This is a genomic window from Pseudomonas sp. GG8, assembly GCF_052976945.1.
Window position 1 is genome coordinate 2746452 of record NZ_JBRIIP010000001.1, and the last position, 23325, is coordinate 2769776.

14 protein-coding genes are annotated in these 23325 nt (G+C 58.4%); all 14 read right to left on the reverse strand.

What is annotated here, in order from left to right; translation table 11 throughout:
* Positions 1–126: 126 nt before the first annotated feature.
* The 14 genes from ACVBEG_RS13165 to tssF all read right to left on the reverse strand — a co-directional run bounded on the left by ACVBEG_RS13165 (position 127) and on the right by tssF (position 23322).
* Positions 127–774 (reverse strand): two component system response regulator, encoded by a 648-nt coding sequence (locus ACVBEG_RS13165; RefSeq protein ID WP_447107820.1) that lies wholly within the window; start codon positions 772–774, stop codon positions 127–129.
* Positions 767–3952, reverse strand: coding sequence for a response regulator (locus ACVBEG_RS13170; protein ID WP_447107821.1), 3186 nt, complete (start codon positions 3950–3952; stop codon positions 767–769). The genes ACVBEG_RS13165 and ACVBEG_RS13170 overlap by 8 nt, the downstream gene beginning before the upstream one ends.
* Positions 3949–7893, reverse strand: coding sequence for a type VI secretion protein IcmF/TssM N-terminal domain-containing protein (locus ACVBEG_RS13175; protein ID WP_447107822.1), 3945 nt, complete (start codon positions 7891–7893; stop codon positions 3949–3951). The genes ACVBEG_RS13170 and ACVBEG_RS13175 overlap by 4 nt, the downstream gene beginning before the upstream one ends.
* The gene (locus ACVBEG_RS13180) at positions 7893–8561 is read right to left on the reverse strand and encodes a DotU family type IV/VI secretion system protein (protein WP_322216786.1); all 669 of its coding nucleotides are present in this window, start codon (positions 8559–8561) and stop codon (positions 7893–7895) included. The genes ACVBEG_RS13175 and ACVBEG_RS13180 overlap by 1 nt, the downstream gene beginning before the upstream one ends.
* Positions 8558–9940, reverse strand: coding sequence for a type VI secretion system baseplate subunit TssK (gene tssK / locus ACVBEG_RS13185; protein ID WP_447107823.1), 1383 nt, complete (start codon positions 9938–9940; stop codon positions 8558–8560). Before tssK ends, ACVBEG_RS13180 begins: the two co-directional genes overlap by 4 nt.
* 63 nt (positions 9941–10003) lie before the next feature.
* Positions 10004–10600 carry a type VI secretion lipoprotein TssJ gene (locus tag ACVBEG_RS13190; RefSeq protein ID WP_322216791.1) on the reverse strand — a complete coding sequence of 199 codons (597 nt, stop codon included), beginning with the start codon at positions 10598–10600 and terminating at the stop codon, positions 10004–10006.
* 41 nt (positions 10601–10641) lie between these two features.
* Positions 10642–11046, reverse strand: coding sequence for a DUF4150 domain-containing protein (locus ACVBEG_RS13195; RefSeq protein ID WP_322216794.1), 405 nt, complete (start codon positions 11044–11046; stop codon positions 10642–10644).
* Positions 11047–11054: 8 nt separating this feature from the next.
* Complete coding sequence (locus ACVBEG_RS13200; RefSeq protein ID WP_447107824.1) at positions 11055–11702, reverse strand: DUF3540 domain-containing protein; 648 nt, start codon at positions 11700–11702, stop codon at positions 11055–11057.
* Positions 11699–12661, reverse strand: a complete 963-nt coding sequence (locus ACVBEG_RS13205; protein ID WP_447107825.1) for a pentapeptide repeat-containing protein — start codon at positions 12659–12661, stop codon at positions 11699–11701. The genes ACVBEG_RS13200 and ACVBEG_RS13205 overlap by 4 nt, the downstream gene beginning before the upstream one ends.
* Positions 12654–15248, reverse strand: a complete 2595-nt coding sequence (locus tag ACVBEG_RS13210) for a DUF2169 family type VI secretion system accessory protein (protein ID WP_447107826.1) — start codon at positions 15246–15248, stop codon at positions 12654–12656. Before ACVBEG_RS13210 ends, ACVBEG_RS13205 begins: the two co-directional genes overlap by 8 nt.
* Positions 15249–15286: 38 nt before the next feature.
* A complete protein-coding gene (locus ACVBEG_RS13215; protein WP_447107827.1) occupies positions 15287–17866 on the reverse strand; it encodes a type VI secretion system Vgr family protein in 2580 nt (859 codons plus the stop codon).
* Positions 17867–17902: 36 nt separating this feature from the next.
* Positions 17903–20635 (reverse strand): type VI secretion system ATPase TssH, encoded by a 2733-nt coding sequence (gene tssH / locus ACVBEG_RS13220; RefSeq protein ID WP_322216805.1) that lies wholly within the window; start codon positions 20633–20635, stop codon positions 17903–17905.
* Positions 20636–21643 carry a type VI secretion system baseplate subunit TssG gene (tssG, locus tag ACVBEG_RS13225; protein ID WP_322178833.1) on the reverse strand — a complete coding sequence of 336 codons (1008 nt, stop codon included), beginning with the start codon at positions 21641–21643 and terminating at the stop codon, positions 20636–20638.
* The gene (gene tssF / locus ACVBEG_RS13230; RefSeq protein ID WP_322178832.1) at positions 21607–23322 is read right to left on the reverse strand and encodes a type VI secretion system baseplate subunit TssF; all 1716 of its coding nucleotides are present in this window, start codon (positions 23320–23322) and stop codon (positions 21607–21609) included. The genes tssG and tssF overlap by 37 nt, the downstream gene beginning before the upstream one ends.
* Positions 23323–23325 lie beyond the last annotated feature (3 nt).

Consider the following 23325-nt stretch of genomic DNA (forward strand, 5'->3'; position numbering starts at 1 on the left):
AGTGTCGGGGTTTACCGGTCGATGCTCCTTGATTTGTATCAAGCACCTGCCTGTTGTGTAACTTGAAAAGAATGATGACGGGGCTGCAAAGCGAATTCGCCCCCTCACACCTCTATCCGACGCACGCTACTGCCCCTCACCGAGAAGACCAAGCCGATAAGCCCATTGCGTCATATCTGCGGCGTTGTGTGCGTCCAGCTTCTTCATGACATTGAGTCGGTGGGTCTCCACAGTCTTGAGGCTGATACACAGGATTTCGGCAACATCGCGATTACGGGACCCTTCGGCGACCAATTTGAGTACCTGGCGCTCGCGCTCGGTCAGTGTAATGCCGCTGGCGGTTTCACCGCTGTTGCGCAGAGCAATGACTTGGGAGGCGTCGAGGCCAGCATCAATAAAGATCTTCCCTGCAAGAACCTGGGTGATCGCTTGCAGCAGGTCATCTCTGCGACTGCGCTTGAGTACATAACCGACCGCGCCGGCTTCCAGCGCCAGAGCCGCATTGTGCTCGGAGACGTCGGATGTCAGGGCTATGATCAATATTTTCGGCCAGCGTCTGAAAATCAGGGTCAGTGCCGACACCCCGTCGAGCAGTGGCATCTTCAGGTCCATCAGGACCACATCGGGCTGCAAGCTGCGACACAGGGCAATGGCCTCATGACCATCTTGCGCCTCACCCACCACAACTATTCCAGGGGCATTGGCAAGCAAGGCGCGCAAGCCTTCGCGGATCATCCCGTGATCGTCGACGATCAATAAACGGCAGTCAGGCATTGTTTGGATATCCAGTCTCGGAAAGGGCAACAGGCTGGCGGGCAGCAAGGATCGAACGGTGTCTGTCCAGTTGCAGCATTGCGGCGGTCATCGCCGGGACGTTTGATTGCGAGGCAGCTTGTTCCATCAAAGCAGCACTTGTTTCAAGACCCTGCTCTCCGAATTGTCCGGCGCTACCCTTGAGGCTGTGAGCGATACGCGCGACTGCGCCATGATCGGACCGTACTACGGCATCATTGAGCTGAGCCAACAACGCCAGGCAATCTTCGATGAACAGGCGCTGCAAGCGTGGCGTGCGCAACGGATCCTGTTCATCGACCATCGATAAGGCAGGCGCAATGGATGCCGTCACTGTAGGGGGCAGCGAGGGTGCGACAGTGCACAACTCCATCCCGCGCTCCAGCTGTCGCACAATCACGCGCGTTATCGCATCGAACAACTGCATAGGCAGCACCGGCTTGGCCAGGTAGTCATTGGCACCGGCCTCAATAAAACGCTCACGATCACCGCTCATGGCGTTGGCTGTCAGGGCGATGACGTAAACCTCCTCATCCAGCGCACCCGACTGCCCGGAGCGCAGTTGACGGACCGCTTCCATACCGTCCATTCGCGGCATTTGCCCGTCCATCAACACCGCATCGAAAACCTTGCGGGCGAGTATTTCAAGGGCCTCGACCCCGTCGCGGGCCAGGCTGACCCGATGGCCGAAACGTTCCAGGAACAGCTGCGTGATTTCCCGATTGGTGGCGATATCATCGACGACCAACACATCAAGACCGTATTCATGACGCTCAAGGGTCCGCAAAGGAGAGAGCGCTTCGTTGAGCGTCGGAGTGGCGCCACTCTGGACCTCGCACAAGCTCCGATAGAAATGCTGGCGACGCAGCGGCCTGACGACACACGCTGCCAGGCCATGGGCGCGCAGTTCATCGGCAGACATCAACGACTCGACATGCGAAGCCATCAGCACGATGCGCGCGGATGCCAGCTGCGGATCAGCACGGCACAGGCTGGAGAACGCCACACCATCGACGAAAGGCAAACGCCAATTCACCAATACCAGATCGAACATGACGCCCAGTTGTGCTTGCTCACGCATCATTTTCAATGCATCTTCAGCAGACGCGGCCCCTTGGCACAGCATCTGCCACTGGCCGAGGATCCCCATCAACGCCTCTCGCTCATCAGCGTGCTCATCAACCACCAAGGTCCGTAAACCCCACAACCTCGGGGCGTCGGCCGCCCGGGCCGGGCAGTTGGGCAATGGCAACATCAGGCTGAATGTCGACCCCACACCTGGCTGACTCTGCAACTCGATAACACCGCCCATGAGGCCCGCCAGACGTTGGCTGATCGACAAACCCAGGCCGGTGCCGCCGTACTTCCGAGTGGTGGATGCATCCGCCTGCAAAAAAGCGTCGAACACGGCAGCCTGTGCAGACGGCGCAATACCGATACCGGTGTCGACGACCTGAAACCCGAGCATGTCATCGTCACCCCGCCAAACCGCCAGCTGGATCGAACCGCAGGCCGTGAATTTGACGGCATTACTCAAGAGGTTAAGCAAAATCTGCCGCAGTCGCCACGGATCTCCCATCACCTGCCCCGGCACATTGGTAGCGATCTGGCAGATCATTCGCACGCCCTTTTCAGCGGCGCGCGGTGCCAATAGCTCCGTAACCTCTTCCACCACCTCAGTCAGATCGAACTCGATCCGCTCGATATTCAGGTTACCTGACTCGATTTTTGAGAAGTCCAGAATGTCGCTGATCAACGCCAGCAAGGCTTCGGAATTTTCGCGTATAGCCTTGACGAAATGCCGCTGCTGAGGCGCCAGCGGCGTGTCCGCCAATAGATGGTTCATGCCAATGACAGCGTTCATCGGCGTACGAATTTCGTGACTCATGTTAGCCAGGAATTGGCCTTTGAGCTGATTCGCCTGGTCTGCCGTTCTACGGGCGGTTTGCAGCTCGTGAGTGCGTACTTCCACCAGATTTTCCAGACCGGCTTGCTGGGCCTGCAATGCATCGAGCAATCTGTTATAGGCCATGGCGAAGCGCCCGAGTTCGTCTTCTCGAACCACTGGCAAACGGCGCGACAGGTCGTCACCGCGAACTGTGAGTTCAATTTCCCGGGCGAACAGGGCCAATGGTCGTGCCAACTCCCGACGCAATACCAGGAGCAAACCGAGGGTCAGCAAGATGAAACCGATCACCGCAAAAGGCACTTCTCTGAGAATCAGCCCCAGCGCACCAGCGCGTAATTGCGCTTGAGGATAGAGCGTCAACAGATACCAGTTCGGTTGATTCAGTCGAGCGATGACCATAGGTGTGTCGTCATCGAAACGACCGATCTGCGGGAAATCGGTCTTGACAGAAAAGCCCGCGACCAGATGTTTCAGCGCATCCGGAGATACCGCGTCCATCGACTTGCCGGAAAGGTCGGCAACCCGTCGACCGTGTGCATCCAGAAGCAGACTTGGGTAGCCGTTGAGCAACTGCTCAATACGCGCCAGACGTTCATCAAGCTTCAACTCATAACCCGTCATGAACAATGGCTTGCCTGACGTATCCCTCGATACCACAGCAACACTGATTAACTGTCGATTCAGCAGTGGGTCGTAATTCGGCCCATCCCAGACGACATCGGGACCGCCGGGTGTCAGACGTTCAAACAGCTCCCGCAAATGAGCGGTGCGGGCCTGCACAAAACCTGAAGGGATGTCGACTTCGGTAGAGAAAGCCGCGCCGACCTCTGGAAAATAGAAAAACGTATCCACGGTCATCGACTGACCGGCCGTACCAAACGCTTCAGCCGCAGAGGCTGCGCGAGCCAACATGTCGATGCTGGCGGCGCTGTCAGCATCGCTTTGCTGCGCCTGGTTGAGTACCCAATGCATGGTGCTGCGCTGAAAAATGTTGCTGCCAAACTCTTTGGCCGCGCCATTGTTCCAACGCGTCATGAGCCGCTTGGCGCCCTCCTCCGCGTCTCGAAAATCATCGTTATCCACGCTGGAGAGCAGGCGCAGGCGCTGACTGAGATCATCCAGCGCCTCGCTTTGCAACTGCTGATAAGTCCGCCAGGCGCTGAGCCCGGCGGCCACACACCAGCTCAAGGCCAGAACAAGCGCCAGTACGCAGGTAATGCGCAACGCCAGAGAATTTCGCCAGCCCTTCATCGCATGCCGACTGTGCTAGAGGCAGTACTGTCAAGCTTTGCAGCAACCCCCATCTTGTTAGCAATGTCACGAATAGCCCGTTGTGCGGCCGCATCATCGCGCAGCGACACCACCAGCAGCCTCTGCCCTGTCCCACCAGTCCCCGTTTGCAGCGGCTCGCGTTGGGTAGCGAAACCTAGCGTGCGCAATTGTGCTTCAAGGTTTCTCAAGCGCTTCTCGTTGTCATAGATGCCAAGATCCAGACGCAGGCCTTCACCCGCCGCAAAACCTGTATCAACCGGCCTCGGCGTCCAGCACCAGGCGATTTGCGTTGGCGGCTGAATACTCGCAAGACTTTGCTGAACCGGCGAACCCTGGGCTGCCAGACTGACATTCATCGCTGCTGCCTGAGTGTCCATGGCTGTGAGCTGCCCTGCGATGCTGTTCAATCGTTCATTGATAACGTTGACCTGTATCTGCAACTGATCGGCCTGGCGATACTTGTCCAGCAAAGCCTGCCCTCCCTCCTGACGGTAGGTCAGCTGAATGCCGATCAAGTTCTCGCTGCCCATCACATTGCGCTGGCTAGGGAAGTCATTGACGGTAAAGGTGTGTTGCCCCCCGTTGAACAGCCGCAGGAAATCCACGAACGCGCGGTCTCCGGTCCAGTGTTTGGTCAGCTTGAAGTTGGCGAAGCTGATTTCCAGAGCGACGTCCGAACAGGCTCCCGGCGCCCAGACAAAACTGGCGCTGGTCGGGAAGTTGAAGTTATCCAGTACCGTTGAACGACCGCTGCACTGCATCGTCAGACGCGTCTGCTGCGGCAGCGAACGGGCGCTGATATTGACCTGCGATGGCGTAGCGGACAGCTCAACCACCGCCGCGGTGGCCTGCAGCGTCGCAATACTCTGCTTGAGCTCGGCCCGTTGCGCGGCCAGGGTCTTCTGCTCGGCATCCAGAGCCTGCTTGCTTTGCTGCTCGGTAGCTAGTTGAGCCTGGCTTTGCCGCTGAGCACTGACGAGATCGTTCTGGGCATGTTGCATGCGACTGACATACGCATAGAAAGCCCCAGTCAATGGAATCTGAACGCCCAGTGCTTCACGCCCGCTGTAGCGCTGTACATCGCGCTGCAGGAAGGCTTTCACCGAACCATTCATGAAAACCGGCAGCTGCCCACGATCGCCATAAAGCAATTCATTGAGCATGACCGGATCGCGCACACCCTGGATTGAGCTGAGCAACTGGCCACTCCAGTCACTTTGCAGACGGCAGGCCGCCACTTCGGACGCGTAGTGCGAGGCGAAATCAAGCTGCCCCGTTAGCAGCGACCAGACCACATCCTCTCGCGGATCAGGACCTTTGAGTGACTGAATCAAATCGACACGAATAGTATCGGCATCCCAAAGCGGCGCAGATTTGACTGCAGGATCGGCACCAAAGCCCCAGGTATCGAGCGCGACCTGGAAAGCTTGCGCATCGCTTTTCTGCAGGTCGATGACAACACCTTTCATCAACTGCTGAAATTTCGCCAGGGTTCGGGCCTGTGTCAGCTCGTCACGCACGACATTCACGCCCGTTTTGACAGAACCTCCACTGGCCATGCCCTTGAGCACATCGCCGCCCAGGGCGTTGGTGACTTTCAAGCTGCCCAGCGCGCCAGCATCGGCATGCAGATCGTCGTTACTGGCCAGTTTGAGCAGACGATCCATCGCCACCGCCCGACTGGCCCATGGAGCCCGATGTTCAATCGGAATCAGCGCAAACCGCTCCGCACTGCGGTGCAGCAGCTTGAAGAACGGATCATTGGGAGTACCGACCACACTCAGGGTTTGCTGCCAGTCGCTACGGGTTTTCAATCGCGTTTGCGCGCTCAGCAGGCTGCCCTGGATAAAGCGATACCAGGCATCCTGGGTATCGCTCTGATACTGATCCAAAAACCGTATCCTTTGCGCCTTCCACACATTCTGATCGCGACTGGCCCGACCCAGTTCATCGATAAAACCCAGAATCGCACTGTGCCCTTGCAAGGTAAAGGCCCCGGAAAGGCTCAAACCTGGGTTGTCGGTGTCGGCCCAGTATTCGCTGAGCAGGATCGGCTGTAGATTGCCCTGAAAGTCCGCCCACGCCGTCAGCCACGTCAAGGGACGACCCTCAAGCCCCATGTTTTCGAGCTGGCCCAGCAAGGCAGCCCGCTGGCTCTGCATCTGCGCCATATCGGTTTGCCATTCCAGATAAGAGCGATAGCTGGTTCCCAGGGTCACCAGTTGCCCAGCGCTGATCGGGGTTTTAGAGCCGTAGATCAGATTCAAAAAACCTACCTCCGACCCCGGCACCGGCAGTTCGTCCATGGACTGATTATTCAGGCGTGCGTCGAGCAGATTGATCCGACGCACGAGAAACTCTGCGTAAGCGGCAATCAATCGAGGATCACCGCTGTTCAATGCGTTGCGCAGGTTTTGCGAAATGAAACCATCGAATACGGGGGTGCGTATTTCGCTGTCGAAGAGCCTTACGTAGTCAGAACGATAGTGTTCCTGTACTCGCTCGATGTGGCGTGAGAACGGTAGCAAACTACGCCAGCCACCCTGCTGCTCGTTAGACAGGTTGATCAGCGCCTGCCGGAAACGGCGCAACGCATCCAGATCGGTTTCCATCCCGCCTGCAAAGTCTTCAGTCGCGGGAGGCTCGTTAAGCGCTTCGGTGAGCACCGCCTGGGTATGACGGTCGGCATAAACCATTAATGCGCCGAACCCGAAGCAAAGCCCCAGCCAGCCAATGACTGCGGCATGAGCAAGCAGACGCCGCCAACGATGCCAGCTATCGATGGACTGATAAGCATAACGTTGCCCTGGCAACAGTTGCCCCAGCAGATCATGGCTGAACCAGCCTTCATGCTGAGCGTCGGCATCCAGCCCTTGACCGGTAAGGAATAGCCCGCACAGCAGAGGCGGCTCGCTGTAGGGATTAGCGTCAAAGGCCGGCAACAAAAGCTTTTCAAGACGCGGCCGCAAATCGCCGATGCGTTCCGGCAGGCTAAAAGCATCTGGGTCAGGCACGCCGCGCACGCCCAGTTCTATGCGTAGATCGAACAACCGCTGGCCAAGTCCGCCAAACATTTCATCGAGAAACGCGCCCGCCCCGCCAGCACGGTGCTGGCTGAGCAAACCAAAGGGTTGCTCACGCTGTGGCGGTGTCAATGCGGCACCCCACTGGGCGAAACCAGGCACGGCTTCGGCACCCGTAATGATGAAATACACCGGTAGCCTGGCACCGAAAACCTTCACCAAGTCATCCAGACGGCGACGCAGATTGTGTCCCTGTTCGGCCAAACGCTCATCAGAATCGGTCAACAGGCGTTTGCTGTCGATCACCAGCAACACACCGTTGAGCGGCTCGCGACGCCGCGAACGCAGCAGCCAGTAAAGCAAACGCCGCCATTCCGGGCCAGCGTCGCTATTCCCTTCAGCCAAGCGGCCTGCAGGATCGATGATCACACCCCGTTCGAGGAACCACCAGTCGAGCGTTCCAGTAGGCATTGCCTGCTTGCCACGACTGGTCGAGCGCAATGCCGAAGTCAATCCACTGTTGACCAACACGCTGCTTTTGCCACTGCCACTCTCACCCAGCATCAGGAACCAGGGCAGCACGTACAGCGGTGAACCCAGTCGACTCAGACGCGAATGGCGCAGCATGCGCACACCGCTGTTCCAGTCCTGATCCAGGTTGGGAGCCTCATCGCGACGACTCTGTGGCAACTCGCTTTTCATTCGCGCACGCAAGCGCCAGGCGTACCAGCGTCGCCCGATCCAACGGGCGACCAGCGCCAACAGAATGGTCCCGATAAAAATGGCCGGCACGTACCACAGCGGCCAATCCTCATAGAGTGCCAGCCCCCAAAGCACCAGCGCAAAACTTGCCAGCAGCAACACCCAGAGCAACAAGACCCCCGCTTTCTTCAACATCAGCGCATCTCCAGCAATTGGCTGACTTGTCGACCCAGCGAGAGGTCGAAACTGATGTAAAGCACGGTCAACACAATCAAGGGAATCCCAATCAGCAGAAGCAGCGAAATACCGGGCAAGCCACGGCGTACCACACGAACCCGTTTCGGTAGCTGGTCTTCGGGTTGTTCAAAGAGGTGGCTGGTGGCATCCAGCGGCACCATTTTGTTATCGAGGATGATCCGTTCCAGGCACAACCGGCGGTACTGAGCCAGCTCGCCACCCGGACGTGTCGCGTAGCGGCCCTGAAAGCCGCTCAACAACGCCAGACCAAAAACCTCACGGGCACCCACCGCCGCTTCGGGCAACGCCTCCAGGCGCTGAAAGAACTCAACGCCGGCACGACTGGTTGAAAAGTAATGACGTTGCAACGGCGCACGACGCCATTGTGCAGCGCCTGGCCAATCACGAGACATGGCTGTTTCGTCGACCCAGGCCACCACAGCGAACAGTGCCTCGCGCACATCAGCCTCGGTAAAGTGCAATTCGCGGGCACGATTGGCAGCGGCGTCGAGCAGCACGATCAGCCCCGGCGCGAGGGTTTCGTAGGATTGCGCAGGATCGATGACGCCACTTTTGGCAGCGTCAAATATCGACATCCAGCATTCAGCCAGGCGGGGATTGATCATGTACGCACCACCACCAGATCGATGATCAAGTCAGCCGGCGGCTGGGGCAGGAAAAACGCAGCCTGACGCTCGTGCTGCAGCGCTTCCCAGCCATCACTGAGTGTCTCCAGGCGGAAGTACAATGCCCCCGCTACCCTCGGCAGACCTTGTGGGGGCACCTGGAGGTAGATCAGTTCAATACCGGGCAACGCGCGATTGACCAACCCTTCCATGACGCTGAGCGCACCCAGTTTGCCATCCAGCGGTAAGCCCTCGGCCAGCCACACAGGGTCGACCGCGCTACGAGCCACCAGGAAATAACGATGACGCGGGCCGAAAAAGGCGTCCGGCAACTCGGCTTGATAAAAACCTTCCTGCAATTGCAGGCGCACAAGCAACTCGGAGCCGATACTGATTTCATTGAGTTGCTGGCCGATCAGGGCCACCAGGGCAATGGTCGCGGCCCCCGCCTCTTCGTGCTTGTAAGGCGGCACCAGCAAACGGCCATCCGGGGTTTCACCGAGCATGTCGCAGACGTCGGAAAACAGACTCAACTCACCGACCAACTGGCGCAGGGTGCCGTAAAGCTGCCACGGCGAAACCTGCGGCGTTTCCAGTAAGTGGGTCAACAGCGGACCGTAGCGATTCAGTACCGCCAGGGCCATCAGGTGGTTGACCTGGGCACCATCGAAATCTCCCCGACGCGATTCACCCGGCTGCTTGTACACCGACAGCTGTCGCGCCCGACCGACTAATTCGTCGCGGACTTCGCGCAGGGTCTGCAGCAACATCGGTGACGCTGCCAGGTTGATCGACGGCGGTACGTAGCGCTGCGCAGGTCGCACGCGGTCGCCGTCGAGGTCAAGACGGGCAATCGGCAACAATTCATAGGCGCTCAAATGCTCCAGTTCGTCTTCCCAGAACAGCCGCAACACGTAAGACATTGGGCGCACCCGCGCTTCCGGGGAATTGCCGAGACGGTCACCGATCACTTCCGGGTCAGCGGCCACAACAAAACGCGCTTCCGCCCGAGAACCGTCGGACAGTGTCTCGAACACTTGCGCATTGGCATCGCCTGGCAGTAAGCGGCGCAACCCCACAAACAGCGTGCGGCCGCCACTGAAGTCGCCCAAGTCCAGGGTACGCGACTCCAGCACCGCATTACCTGGATACTCAGCCAACGTGCCTTCGGGGAAGCGCACCGACAATTGATCCAGCAGGCACTGTTTGGCAACCAATGCAGATTCGTTGATCTTCAGGGAGATCAAGCCCCACGGGTAAGGATGGTTCAACTCCGTGGTGCGGGTCAGACGATGCTCGATACGGGCATCGTTCTGTTGAAAATGCTGAGGCTGGAGAAACAAGCCCTGGTGCCAATACAACAACTGATCGATATTCATAGGGCTCGCGTTCGGGCAAAAGATTGAAAAAAAGTGGCGACTGCAACGCTCACGATAAAAAAGTCAGTCCTGTGCGCCCGGCAGGCGCACCTCGCCTTCTCTGGGTTGCACAGGCTTGGGCAGCGCAAGACGACTTTCCTTGCCACGCAGCAGAGCCTCGGACCCTACGAGCAGGTCAATGGCGATGGGGCGCGGCGTGGCGGTCCAGGTTTTGCTGAAGAAACCAGTGGAAGTAACGTCGACGCCGATCTGATACAGCTTGGCGCTGCGCATCGGGTCCAGGTGGGCGTAGCCTGCCGAGATGCCGACCATCTTCGCGCCCTCGAGCCGAGGCAGACTCAACTGCTTGCTCTGACCCGGCTCGATGAACAGCCGCGTGAGGCCGATCATTCCGGTCGGCGCGCTGTTCATCAGCAACAGACTGCTCAATTGCTGGGAACTGCCGGTGTAGGCCGAAAACGCACTGATCTGATCGAACTGCGTGACCACCACCAACAGGTTATGCGCCTGGCCGTCGTACTGATTGAGGTCGTTATCGGCGGTAAAGCTCAGCTCGATGGCATTCTCGGTGTAGTCCCATTTGAGTTCGGTGAGGGCCTTTTGCTCGGGGGTGAGTTCCTGGCTGCTGCAGGCGGTGAGCAGCAGACAAAGACTGAGCATTGCCCCAAAACACTTCATGGATGACCCATTCATCAAGGTGCTCACGCCATCACCAGGACAGCGGTCTGGCTTGGCTGCGAAACCGTACCCATGGTGTTGTTGGCGTTGTGCATGGTCTGGCAAGTGACGCGCACGGCGGGCTTGCCACCGACCATCACTTTGCTGCTGCCATCGATGAAAATCATTTCGCCCTTGACCTTGCCGCTGGTGACGCCACCGGCCACGCCCGCCTCATCACCACTGGTCATCAACACCTTGCTGGACATGTTCATCGCTGGCATGCCATCCACCAGCACTTCCATCACCAATCCACCCGGATCTGCAGCGCTGGTATCGGCAGTATTGGGATAAGGCAAAGGCACTGGCCCGGCTGGCGGGACCGGTGTTTTGCAGATATCGGGCACCGTGGACATCGCCATCGCACCGCCATTATTGAGCATGTACATAATCGATCTCACCCCAGCTTGATGCTGTCGCCATCAATGGCAACGCTACGTTGTGCATTCAGATCCAGCGTGTCGGCCTGCACGCTCCAGTCGTCGCGCACGCGCTGGCGCAAGGAACCTGCATGGAATTCTTCATGGCCTTCGACTCGACGGCGGCTATCACCAAAATCCGCCTCGTGGCGCACGGCCTTTTCGCGGTGATAAACGCTGTTGTCGTGCCGCTCGACCCAATGGTTCTCAAGGTGCTCGCCACTCATGGCCAGGGTGCCGACAGTCAGGCTGGCGCGTTGCATCTGCACACTGCCCTGCTCGGCACACACCCGTAATGCAATACCGGCGTTAAGGCTCACGCCGTCGCGAGCCTGAATGCTCAGCGCGCCAGCGGGCAGGCTCAAATGCAGGTCGCCGTCCAGATGCATACGCGCCGGTTGAGCGATGACGCGTTCAAGCACGCTAAGGATGTAACCTCCTTGCGCGTCCAGGCTGACCAACACCTTGTCCCCCACTGCCGGACGCACCAGACAACCGAATGCGGGTTTTAGCCAATAGCGGCGGCCATCGCTGCTGACCACACCGAAACGCTCGCCATCCAGTGCGTTGACCTGTGCATGGCATAATTCAGCAGCGGCATCGCAATACTGCGGGGCTTCATTCATCTCGAATTTCCTAAAGAGGCAGGCCGCCATTGCTCGGCGGCGAGGCGTTCGGTATCAACGGGTTGGATGGCCTGAGGGTTGCTCTGCTGCCAGTCGGCCTGGGTAAAATCGGCGGCATGGGCATTCATGCCTATCACGTCGGCCGCGACGAACGAGGCCCGCGAGGCATGCAGCGCTGTGCAATCGGCATAACGCAACAGTGCGCGGTCAAACCGCGCGCCTGGCATCTGGGCGTCTGCCAGAATGGCCATCTCCAGAACTGCATCACTGAAATCGACCGAGTCAAAATGGCTGGCATTGAACAGAGCGCCCTTGAGGTTCGCGCCGAGAAAAGCCGGGGACTCGCCCGTACTGCGATAGAACGAGGCGCCCTCCGCCTGCACGCCATGAAAATCGGCCCCGCTCAAGGACGACTCATCGAAGGCACACTGCTGCAAGGACGCCAGACCGAAGCGCGCCTGATCGAGTTGGCAGTCGATCAGCCGAGCCTTCTCGAAATGCGCCGACTGTGCGTCAAGACCCTTCAGATCGCACCGGCTCCATTGGGATTGGCTCAATTGGGTGGCTGCCAGTCTGATGCGCGGTACGCGGCACTCCAAGAGCGTGAAAGCCTGTAGCTGCGCACCCGACAGTTCCAGATCCTCGCCGTGGCATTGCGCCCAGTAGGCCTTGTTCCAACGCACATTCTTGAACAGCGCGCCCTGCAATGAACACGCGTTCATGTGCAACGAATCCGCAGTACTGTCGGAGAAATTGGCGCCGTCCAGGCGGCAGTCTTTCCAATTGCTTTGGGTCAGAATCGCCCCGGTAAATTGCGCGCCACGCGCATCAACTTTTTCCAGCCGCGCGTTGCTCAAATTAACGCCACGATAGTCGCCACCCGCCAGATTCAACGCTCGCAAGGGCTGCCAATCCGCCAGCAATTCCCTTAGACGCTCTGCACTTAATACCTCAAGCATGAGTCAAGCTCTCCTTGAGTCGGCAACGGGTCATCAATGCCTGCTCCAGGCGCACGCCATTGCCATGCACAGCGTCACTGGCCAAACCATGCAAGTTGCTGCCACTGAAGTTGGTCTGCTCCAGGCACACCTTGCGCAAGCGGCCGTTAAGCAGGTTGGCGCCAGACCAATCAGCGCGACTCAAGTCACATCCCGACAGATAGACACCTTGCGCGATCAGCTCAATACCATCGGAATCACTCAGGTCGCAACGGGTCAGCAGCGCGTCGTTAAGCCGTGTGCCGCGCAGGCTGGCGTGATTCAGATCGGCGTCCTGAACGCTGGCATCAGTCAGGTCGGCATCGTCCAGGCGCACACCCGGCAAGACGCAGTGATCGGCCACACGCAGGTTTTGCAGATTGCACTCGCGCAGGTCCAGATTGCGCCCCACAACCTTGGCGAAATCGGCTTTGCTGAGAGTGGCGCGGCGCATGTCCGTCGCGTCCAGTGTGCAGTCGTAGAACGTGGCTTTGTGAAGGTTGCTGTCCGCGAGTATTGCGCCACTCAGGTCGCATTTATTGAGGCGCAGTTTGCTTAGACTGGCGTTGCTCAGTTGAGCCTTATCGAGGCTGCATTCGTTGAGTTGAGCTTGTTGCAGGCTAGCCTCGGTGAAATCAGCACCGGAGAAATCACTTTTACTGGCTCGAATACCCAAAAGGTTGGCCCCCTTGAACGACGCTCCTTGGCATAGAACCCGTTGAAAGACTGTTTCTTGCAAGGACGCCTTATCCAGACTCGCAGCACTCAAATCACAACCGACAAATTGACTCTGGCTCAGGTCCGCATTTGCCAGACAAGCACCTTTGAGCTGACAGTTTTCAAACAGCGTTCTTTTCAGGTCTGCTTGACCCAGATCTATCCCTGAAAGATCAAGGCCATTGAGGCTGAGGTTCTGCAACGACTTACCCGCCACGTGTAAGGCTTGCAGCGATTCGCGGGTCAGATTGCAGTATTCGGCAGGCGTTGGTACGGGGCCGAATTTGATTCGATCAGCCGCCAGTGCCTTGTCGACAGCCGCGAGTTTCTGATCGATGGTGGTCTCGATCGCTTGTGCACGGGAAAATCCCGCTGCCACTTTTTGAACCATATCCGCCTGCTGTGCTAGAGGCAGGTCCAATCGGGCCAGCAAACCCATGAGGTCAACCTCGGGTACTGGTTGCCTTGCCAACGCCAGGGTCTTCTCGACATCCAGATCCAATCGAGTGATCGCACTCCGGGCATGGCGCATGCTATCGGCCTTGGCCTTAGCGAATTCCGTCTCGATTTCGGCTCGTAGCGCCCCTGGTTCGAAGGGCTTGGCAGGCGGCTGTGGCTCTCGCATGAACGCCGAAAAATCCAGTTTGGCCAACGGCGGATAATCTGCACGCTTGAAAGGCATGCCCATGCCTGTCGCCATGTCCTGGGCGACCTGAAGACTCTGCTCATGCGCCACGGATAATTCGGCGTGTATTGCGTCCGCAGCAGCCCGCACACTGGCAATCATGGGCCCGGAGTCGAACACCTGCGGCTCGGTGGGCGGTATCTCGACCGGTTCGACCGGAGGACGCGGCCAAAGCCGATCAATCCATGTCTGCTTGTCCCGCTCGGCATCCCCGACACGCTCAAGGGCCATCGCCAGTGTGGCGATATCCTGCGCATCGATATCGAGTACAGACACCTCTGCCCGGTATAGCAAAAGCACACTCTGCGCCTCGGGGAACAGCCATACCGTATCGAGGTCCATTGGCGCCTCGGTGATCGCAAGGTGCTTATCAGTGCGCTCGACAAAAAGTCGTGGTCGCAGGCCAGGCAGGCGCCCGGACACTTGTGCCTGGGTGGGGTGCATACCCGTCACCGACCAAGCTTCATCACCTCGCCAAAACCCGGCACTGCATTGGTCCTGCGCCACTTCATCGAACCAGCGGGCATCGGTGTCCAGCGGCAGGAACGGTGCACGATAGGCGGCCCAGTCCTCGTCAAGGGTGCCCATAAAGGCACTGCGCGCAGCGCTTTGCGGTGGTAACGGCATGAAGCTGGCAGTTGCCGGGCGATCCTCGGGATCGCAAACACTCAGGTTCGCGACTTCCAGTTGCGCGAGTGCAGCTCCGCCTGCGGTATCAGTATCCGGACAATGACCTTTGCCCACTGGGTTATCCGCCCATCGGGAACTACCGTAGGCGTTTTCCAGGCTCAACGGCAGGCAATCGATCTGTCCAGTTGTAACAGGCATCCAGCCCAAGAGGCCCTTGTTCCATTGACGGGGCGGGAACACATGCAGTGTTTTCTCAAGCGTTCCCAGACGTACCCGCACTGCCATTCCAGCGCGCTGTGCATCGGTCAGGGCATAGGCTTGCCCCTGCACTGCGAAGGTGCCACGGCTTTTTTTCAAACCGCTGTCCAGCGCCTGCTTGCCCATGCGCTCGGCGAGCCAGCTCCAGGTTTGCCCGGCGGGCATGATCTTGCCTTCGGCATCCACTAATAGGCCGAAAGTAACCACCAGGACATGGGTATCCCGCAGCTTGGAAGTAGCAAGCAATACAAGGCTGGCGTGTTCACATTTGAGTTGCATCAGACTCTCCGCACATGTTTTAGAGCAACCGTCGCCTGTCAAACTGCGGGAGCGCCGCCAGCGGCGCCGGCACCGTCACCAGCGACTTCGGCCGCCTCCACACTGGCGGCACCTGCTGCTGCCTGAGCTTCTACATTGACCTGATTGACTGCGGTTTCGAGGATGATTTTTTTCAGTTCTATCGAGGCTCTACTTGTTAACGCTTGTATCGCCAAACTTGGAGGAATCGGGACCGGCGTGTTAATTAAAGTATCCGTAATCCGATTGCCTATCACTGCTGAGTCGCCCACATAAATACTTTCGACAACTGACAGTGCGCCGCCAAGTAGGACGTTTCCGGAAACATGTAGATCAGCATCAATATGGACAATGCCGTCCGATTTGATAACCACGCCATCCTGGGTCAATACAATAGTATTAGCGCCCACCGTAATCTCGTGAGACATGGTGGATAAATGCATAAAATAGGCAGACTTTTCCAGTTTTACTTCATGCCTCTCGGAGCCGACGACAACCGAACTGCCGTTATAAAACGATTTATCACTTTTGGCTTTATTGACCTTCTTGTAAATCTCGCCAATATTAACCTTTAAGGGAACCCACTCATATGAAAACGCTGCGATACCTAGTTTGATATCCGCACTCACGCCATTGAGCGCGACATTCAAGTTTAAACCGTTAGCGACAATAGAACCTTTAACTGCGGAAAAACTCGCCGCCAAGTCAATGGTCGCCGTGCTTTTCTTGGTTCTATTACTTACATACGCATAGCTACTGGCACCACCCTCCTCTGGTGAATCTACACCACCCGGTTCACTTGTGAACTTTCTGCTCAACCCTGTTTCTTTGGAGTTGGCGTCCATCGGCGACTTCGGCGCACTCCCCCCACCGATAGACAGCGTATAGACACCCGGCACCTCATGCTTATACGAACTGGACGCCAGTTGCATATGCTTGTCCGTTCGCAAATGCGCCCCACTGATATCGCCTTCGCCCAAGGTAAAACTACAACCGGTAGAAGCGCCCATCTTCATCATGGGCCCGGACGGGCTGTCTTCCATGGCAAACAAATGCCCACCGGGAGTGCTCAAGCCACTTTGGGTCGCGTTATCGCCGGTGACCACATTAGGGTTCTCGGAGTTGGGCACGCTACCGGTGATTACCGGGCGGTCTGGGTCGCCGCCTAAAAACGACACCAGCACTTCCGTGCCTTTTAACAGCGGGAAATTCATGCCATGGCTCGAACCGCTGGACAACGTGGCCATGCGCAGCCAGGCCGAGCCACGGGTGGCGTTCTTTGCGCCGCGAATAAACGGAAAGCTGACTTTGTAGCAACCCTTATCGTTAAGCAGTGGGCGACCGGTGTCTTCATCACCATCCACTACCGCACTGAGCACACCCTGCACATAAGGCCGGGGCGTGACACAGAGTGCACGGAATTGCACATCGCCGGGCAAGGCGATAAAACGGGTGTTGATGCCCTGCCCCGGACCTTCACCCTCCGAGCCCAGGCCCGGCAACGGCTGATAACCCTCATGGTGAACTTCAATAACTTGATAACCGGCATTGAACATCGGACGCGGATGGCCCACTAACAGCATCGGATAGCCTGCGCGCAACCCCGTGGCTCGACCGGCGCCATGAAACTCCCGTTGACGACAACCGATGGCCTGGGCGCGTCGATTGGCCAACCATTGCCCCTGTTCGAGGGAACCGAAGTGCTCGCCATATAGCCCTTGCCCGCCGATAAATACAGGCGAACTCGATACCGCCGTGCGTTGTTCGAGTGAGGCATCTGCCCCAAGGCTGGCACTTGCCACCGAGGCGTTGACCTCTAACTTCAACTGCGCGTTGGTCGCGGAAAAGTCCTGTAGCGTGACTCCCGCCGCTTGCCGGACCAGCTTGCGCTCGAAGCTACGGGCTACCGCCAGGACCCGGCCTACATCCAGTTCCGAATCTTGACGACGATAGGTCAGAAGACTGGGGAGTTGCGGCTGGTAAAGCCTGTCGCCACACAGCACCAGCGCCTCTCCGTCAGGCCCTTGTTCAAAGAAGTAATACACACCGAAATATTCAAGAAGACGTGAAATAAAGGCGAAACTCGTTTCTTCGAACTGGCAGGTAAAAGTCGCCTGTGTCAGCGGATCATCAGCCAGAGGCAGGCGGATATCGAAGTCATAAGCCGAACCGGGCAAACCGTTGATACCCGGCCCTTCGACATTCAGATCAGCCAGCTTGAGCACGTCGCGAATCAGTTCCGGCAGGCTTTTGTCCAGCCAGATTTCGGAAAAGCGGAAATGACGCAACTGCACAAAGCGCGGTTCCAGCACCACACGGTAGTAGTAATAAAGGGAATCGGCGTCGAGATAATCGACCTCCGTTACCATGCCCTGATAGGGGTGCGGCAAACCCAATGCATCACTCAGGGTCAATACCGCTCGGTTGCCAAGTAGCGCTTCGTCATCGAACAAGGGATTGATCGTGGCCAGCCGAACCTCGAAACGATACGGCTGAGAGAGCTTTTCCTCGCCCTGCCACTGCTGCACCCACAACGTTTCTAGCAACAGCGAGGGTGCAAGGCTGGCGAAAGTACAGAGCGCGTGATCATTGAGAGCCATCAATCAATCCTTGTTCTTCAGTAGGTAAACGAGCGGTCACTCTAGGGTTTCAAGCAGCGCTTCACCCTCGGGTAAAGACCTGATCGCATCGGCCTCTACCTGGGTAATCACCCACTCCCCGCCACCACCCACCGCCACATGTAGCCCGGCCAGCGGGCGCTGATCGGCAATCGCCCCCAGCAACACGTCGGACAAACGCGGCGTCAGGCTTTTGCGCAGAATGAAGTCGATGTTGCGCGCTCCGCTCTCCACTTCTGTGCAGCGTGCGGCGATGGCGTCGGCGACCTCCTCCGAAAACGTCAGGCGTACTTTCGACGAGGCCAGCAGGCGCTCGCTGAGCCGGCCCAGCTTGAGGCGCACGATGCCTGCCAGTTGCTCGCTGCCCAAGGTGAAAAACGGCACGATGGTCATGCGCGCCAACAACGCAGGTTTGAAATGGCGGGACAGGGTCGGACGGATCTTTTCCGCCAGGGTGTCCGGGTCTGGACGCCCATCGATGCACAGGTTCTGGATTTCTTCGGTGGCCAGGTTACTGGTCAGCAGCACCACCGTGTTGGAGAAGTCGATCTGCCGTCCTTCGCCGTCGGACAGGCTGCCCTTGTCGAAGACCTGATAGAAAATGTTCACCACGTCCAGGTGGGCTTTCTCCACTTCATCGAGCAGCACCACCGAATACGGACGCTTGCGCACCGCCTCAGTCAACATGCCGCCTTCGCCGAAACCGACATAACCGGCAGGCGAACCCACCAGACGGCTGACGGTGTGCTTCTCCTGGTACTCGCTCATATTTACCGAGATCATCGCCTGCTCGCCGCCGAACAAGTGTTCGGCCACGGCCAAGGCGGTTTCGGTCTTGCCGACACCCGATGGACCGACCAGCAGGAATACTCCCAAAGGCTGTTGCGGATCGCGCAGGCCGGATTGCGCGGCCTTAAGGATTTCCGCGATCTGTTCGACGGCAGTGTCCTGACCGCGAATGCGCGTCTTGATGTTATCGGCCAAGGCCAGCACACCACCCGCGGCGTCGCGCAGCACTTTGCCCAGCGGCACGCCGGTCCAGTCGGAGACGACCTTGGCAATCGCATCCGGATTGACTTCGGTGAACAGCAGCGGTTCGTCACCTTGCAGCGCAGCCAGCGCCTCGCGGGCCTGATCCAGCTCGGCCTGACGTTCGCCCAGCGATGCCAGTACCTGAGCAGCTTCGCCCTCAGCCAGTGTCGGCAGATCCTGTTCTTTCAGGGTCAGCTGCTTACGGGCTTCGAGAACGCGTACCGCTGCATCACGCTCGGCCAGCCAGCGGGCTTCCAGCACGGCACGCCTGTCGTCAATGTCAGCCTGTTCGTCTGCGATATCTGACAGGCGCAGGTCTTCCACAGGGAAACCGTTGGCGCGGTCGCGCTCCAGTGCGTTCAGCTCGCGAGCCAGACCGGACAACTGCCGCTCCATGCGCTCCAACTCGGCAGGCTTGATGCCCAGGCCGATCCGCACCCGAGCGCTGGCGGTGTCGAGCAAGTCTACGGCCTTGTCCGGTAGCAAGCGCCCGGTGATGTAGCGATCCGACAATTCGGCGGCGGCAACGATAGCGTCATCACGCACGCTGACACCGTGGACTTTTTCGTAATGACCCTTGAGACCACGCAAGATCAGCACGGCGGTTTTGACACTCGGCTCATCCAGTTTGACCAGTTGAAAACGGCGCGCCAAGGCTGGGTCTTTCTCGAAGTACTTTTTGTATTCCGACCAGGTCGTGGCGGCGATGGTGCGCAACTCGCCACGGGCCAATGCGGGCTTGAGCAGGTTGGCCGCATCGGAACCCCCTGCCGCGCCGCCAGCACCGATCAGCATGTGTGCTTCGTCGATGAACAGGATCACCGGTGTGGTAGATGCCTTTATCTCTTCGATGACGCCACGCAGGCGGTTTTCGAACTCGCCCTTGACGCTGGCGCCCGCTTCCAGCGCACCCAGATCGAGGCTCAGCAGGCGGGTATTTTTAAGAAAGTCCGGCACTTCGTTCTGGCTGATCAATAACGCTAGGCCTTCGACCACGGCGGACTTGCCCACACCGGGTTCGCCCACGGCGATAGGGTTGTTTTTACGGCGTCGGGCAAGGATGTCGATCATCTGACGAATCTCATCATCGCGGCCGAAAATCGGGTCGATGCGCCCCGCCGCTGCCTTGGCGGTAAGGTCTTCGCAAAAGCGACCGATATTGTCTTCAGCGGCAGGCGCGATACCGCCTGCACTGGCGACCGAAGAAGACCCCAAGCCGGATTGCAGACTGTCCAGCGGACCTTCACTGGAGCCGCCCAACAGGTGGGAAAATTCAGCCGTCAGGGCATCGGCGGAAATGGGCTTGAGCATTTCGCCGTAACGAGTGCCGGCGGTGTAGTAACCCAGACGGGAAATCAGCGCCAGCAGCAGCGAGCCACCGCGAATCCGCCCGGTGCCGACCACCAGCGAGGCAATCAGCCAGGCATCCTGAATCCACTCAGTGAGCAGGCTGGCGAACACCGGCCGCCCGGGATTACCGTTTTTCAGCTGCGCCAGGCCGTCGTCAAGCAGCGCGCGCAGGCGCATCGGATCGATTTCGAATCGCGTAAGGATGCGCGTCACATCGGCATTCGGATCTTCCAGCAACTGACGCAGCATGTGCTCCAGGGAAATCTCGTAATGAGTGCGCGCCAGGGTCAGGCCCGCCGCGTTCTCCAGGGCCTTGGTGCTGTAAACATTGAGCCTTGCGAACAGCGGTTTGAGTTCTACCTGAATCATCTATCGAGCCCTCTCTTCGAGCATTGGTCCGTGTTCGGCCGTAAGCATGAATACAACGTCGTCCTGTGTGTCGCCGTCACCCAGCCAGGTATCGAGGCCGAGCCGCTGCCAGCCGCCCCCCAGCGAAGCGCATTGCTGCTCATCTGCAGCAAGACGCATGACCAATCGGCTGCGTAGCGGCGTCTGCAGGTACAACGCCACCAACCGTTCGAGCTTTTGATAAAGCGCTTGCCCTGGCAGCAACCCGTGAAAACGCTCGGCACTCAGTGAGTCCAGGCGGATATCCAGCGTGCCACTGCGGTCCATGACCTCTCGACCGAGCAGGCTGTTTTCGCCTAATACACCGCACTGCATTCCCAGGTAAGTGCGCGCCGGACGGTCAATGCGCAGACGCGTCTCGACACAGGGCACCACTTCCACCGGCACATCTTCGAGCACCGCCTTGACCAACTGTTGCAGGCCGAGGGCCGAGCGCGGGTGCTGGTTGAATAAACCGGCATAACGCAGCAGATCGACGGATTGATCCCGTTGCTCGGGACGCGCATCCGCAATGCCGATCAATGCCTGTAGCTGGCGCAGGCTCTTGACGTCCCGTCGCTCGGTAATATCAATCCAGATCCGGTGCTTTTCCCAAGCCCGAAACAGCAGTGGGTAAAGCGCGGCATGCAGGATGTCGAGAAAGTCGCGCCCCGCTGAATGGCCCTGCAGTTGCTCGTCGATCAGGTCTTCGGTGTAAAACGTCGGCAACGGCGAGGTGACGCCATACAGGCCAAAAAAGTTGGCCTCTATCCGATAGCGGCCATCTTCGCTTTGCTCGATACGCTCGATATCCCGTTGGGGAAATCCAAGCCCTAGCCGTGGCCGGACCCGCACGTTCTCGACGAAATCTTTTTCGCTCGGGAAACGCAATCGCAACAGGCGCAAGGCCTGGAAAAAACCATAGTCGCCGCCGTCATCGAGCAGCGGATCGATCACAGCAGGCGTTGGTGCCCGATCTTCGCTGGCCATTTCAAGGTCTCATGGTTGACGCTGTCGAACAGCGTGAAAGCGGTAAAGCTATTAATAGCTGTACAGCCAGCGAAAAATTCATCGAGCACGCAACCGAACATGTAGAAATTGCCTGGACTCAGGAAGTGGTCGCCCCGGCACTCGACCCGGACCACGCTGCCTTCAATGGGCAGCCCGCGAATGAAACGGCGCTCGTGGGTAACCGTGACGTTTTCGATAGCATCGATTCGCCGCTCGTTGGCGTCCTGGGCGCCTTCGCCGACGCTAGGCAGATAGAGCGACAGCAGGCCTCGCAGGTAGTCGCGATCAGCCAGGCGGAAGTGATTGGCATTGAGCTGCGAAAGCATGCGCCACAACAGTTTGTCGTCGAACTTGGGAGGCTGGCACGGAGTAATACTGCGAATGCTCTTGAATTCGACCCTGGGTGGCGTGTTGTCGGTGGGCTGATTCAAATCACCCAGACGCAAGCTTTCCGGCAACTTGCCATTGGTACACAGCAAACCGATGGACAGCGTCATCTCGCCAGGCACTTTGCCTTCGCGGTAGGGCAGGCTCAAATAATGGTCATAGCCGTGAGCGTCGATAGTCGACTGTCGGATTCGCAAGTTGTAGGTATCACGCTGCGAGAACGTATTGAACGGCTCCAACTGCCGCTCGCCCCCTGCGGCAGAATAAGCGCTGACCTTGAGCACCGAATGAATTCGCATGCTCATGCGTTGGCCATGATCGGCGGGCTGGATGCGGTAGTCGACTTGCTTGTGGTCGATGCGCAACGGGTGCGCTTCCTGGGCAAACAGGTTGATCGCTGGGGTTACCCCCATCATGAAACTGTTGGCGGACAGATTCGGCGTCCAGTCCGGCAAGCTCTCGAACATCAGACGTACGCTGAATCGGCCGTCCTTGCCCCTGACACGCCACTGTTTGAAACCGGAAAGCTCGACGAAAAGAAACTTCTCGGGCAGCGCGAAGTACTCCTGCAAGCAGCGATAGGCAGGATGGGCGGTGTCGGGAAAAGGCAGCAAGACATTGCTCGCATCGAACCCCAGGCCACGTAAATGCCTGGCTGGCAGCAACGTCATGGGCTGCCCTTGCGCACAGATACGAATCTCACGCAGGTTGAGCTGCAGCAGACGCAACAACTTGCAGCCATCCACCAAGCCATCGCCGAGATAGAAACGCAGGGTGTCAGCGTGCCAATCATCTGGATCGGCGGTGGTAAAAGCGAAATCCAGGACCAGACTGCGTTCTTCACCGGCACCGCCATCCCAGCGTGTACCGATCAGTTGCAGCGGTTCGAGGTCTACCGCCGAAGTGCTGCGAAAGCGCACCCGCTGTCCATCGACAGGCACCGAGGCGACCTCGCATCCGGCATCGATACGCGTGGCTTGTTGTAACGGCCCGCGGGGCTGGAATTGAAGCAGTGTCAGGCAGGGCAATGGCTGCAGATAATGTGGATAAAGCAGCTGCGCCAGCTCTTGAATGAACTCGGGAAACTCGTCGTCCAGCCGTTGGCGAACCATCCCGGTGAGAAAGGCGACACCTTCGAGCAAGCGCTCGACATCCGGATCATTGGCCGAGTCCACACCCAACAGCGGTGCCAGGGCCGGGTTGCTACGGGCAAACTCATCGGCCAGGCGGCGCAGGTGGTTGAGTTCACTTTGATAATGGTTGTTGAGCATGAC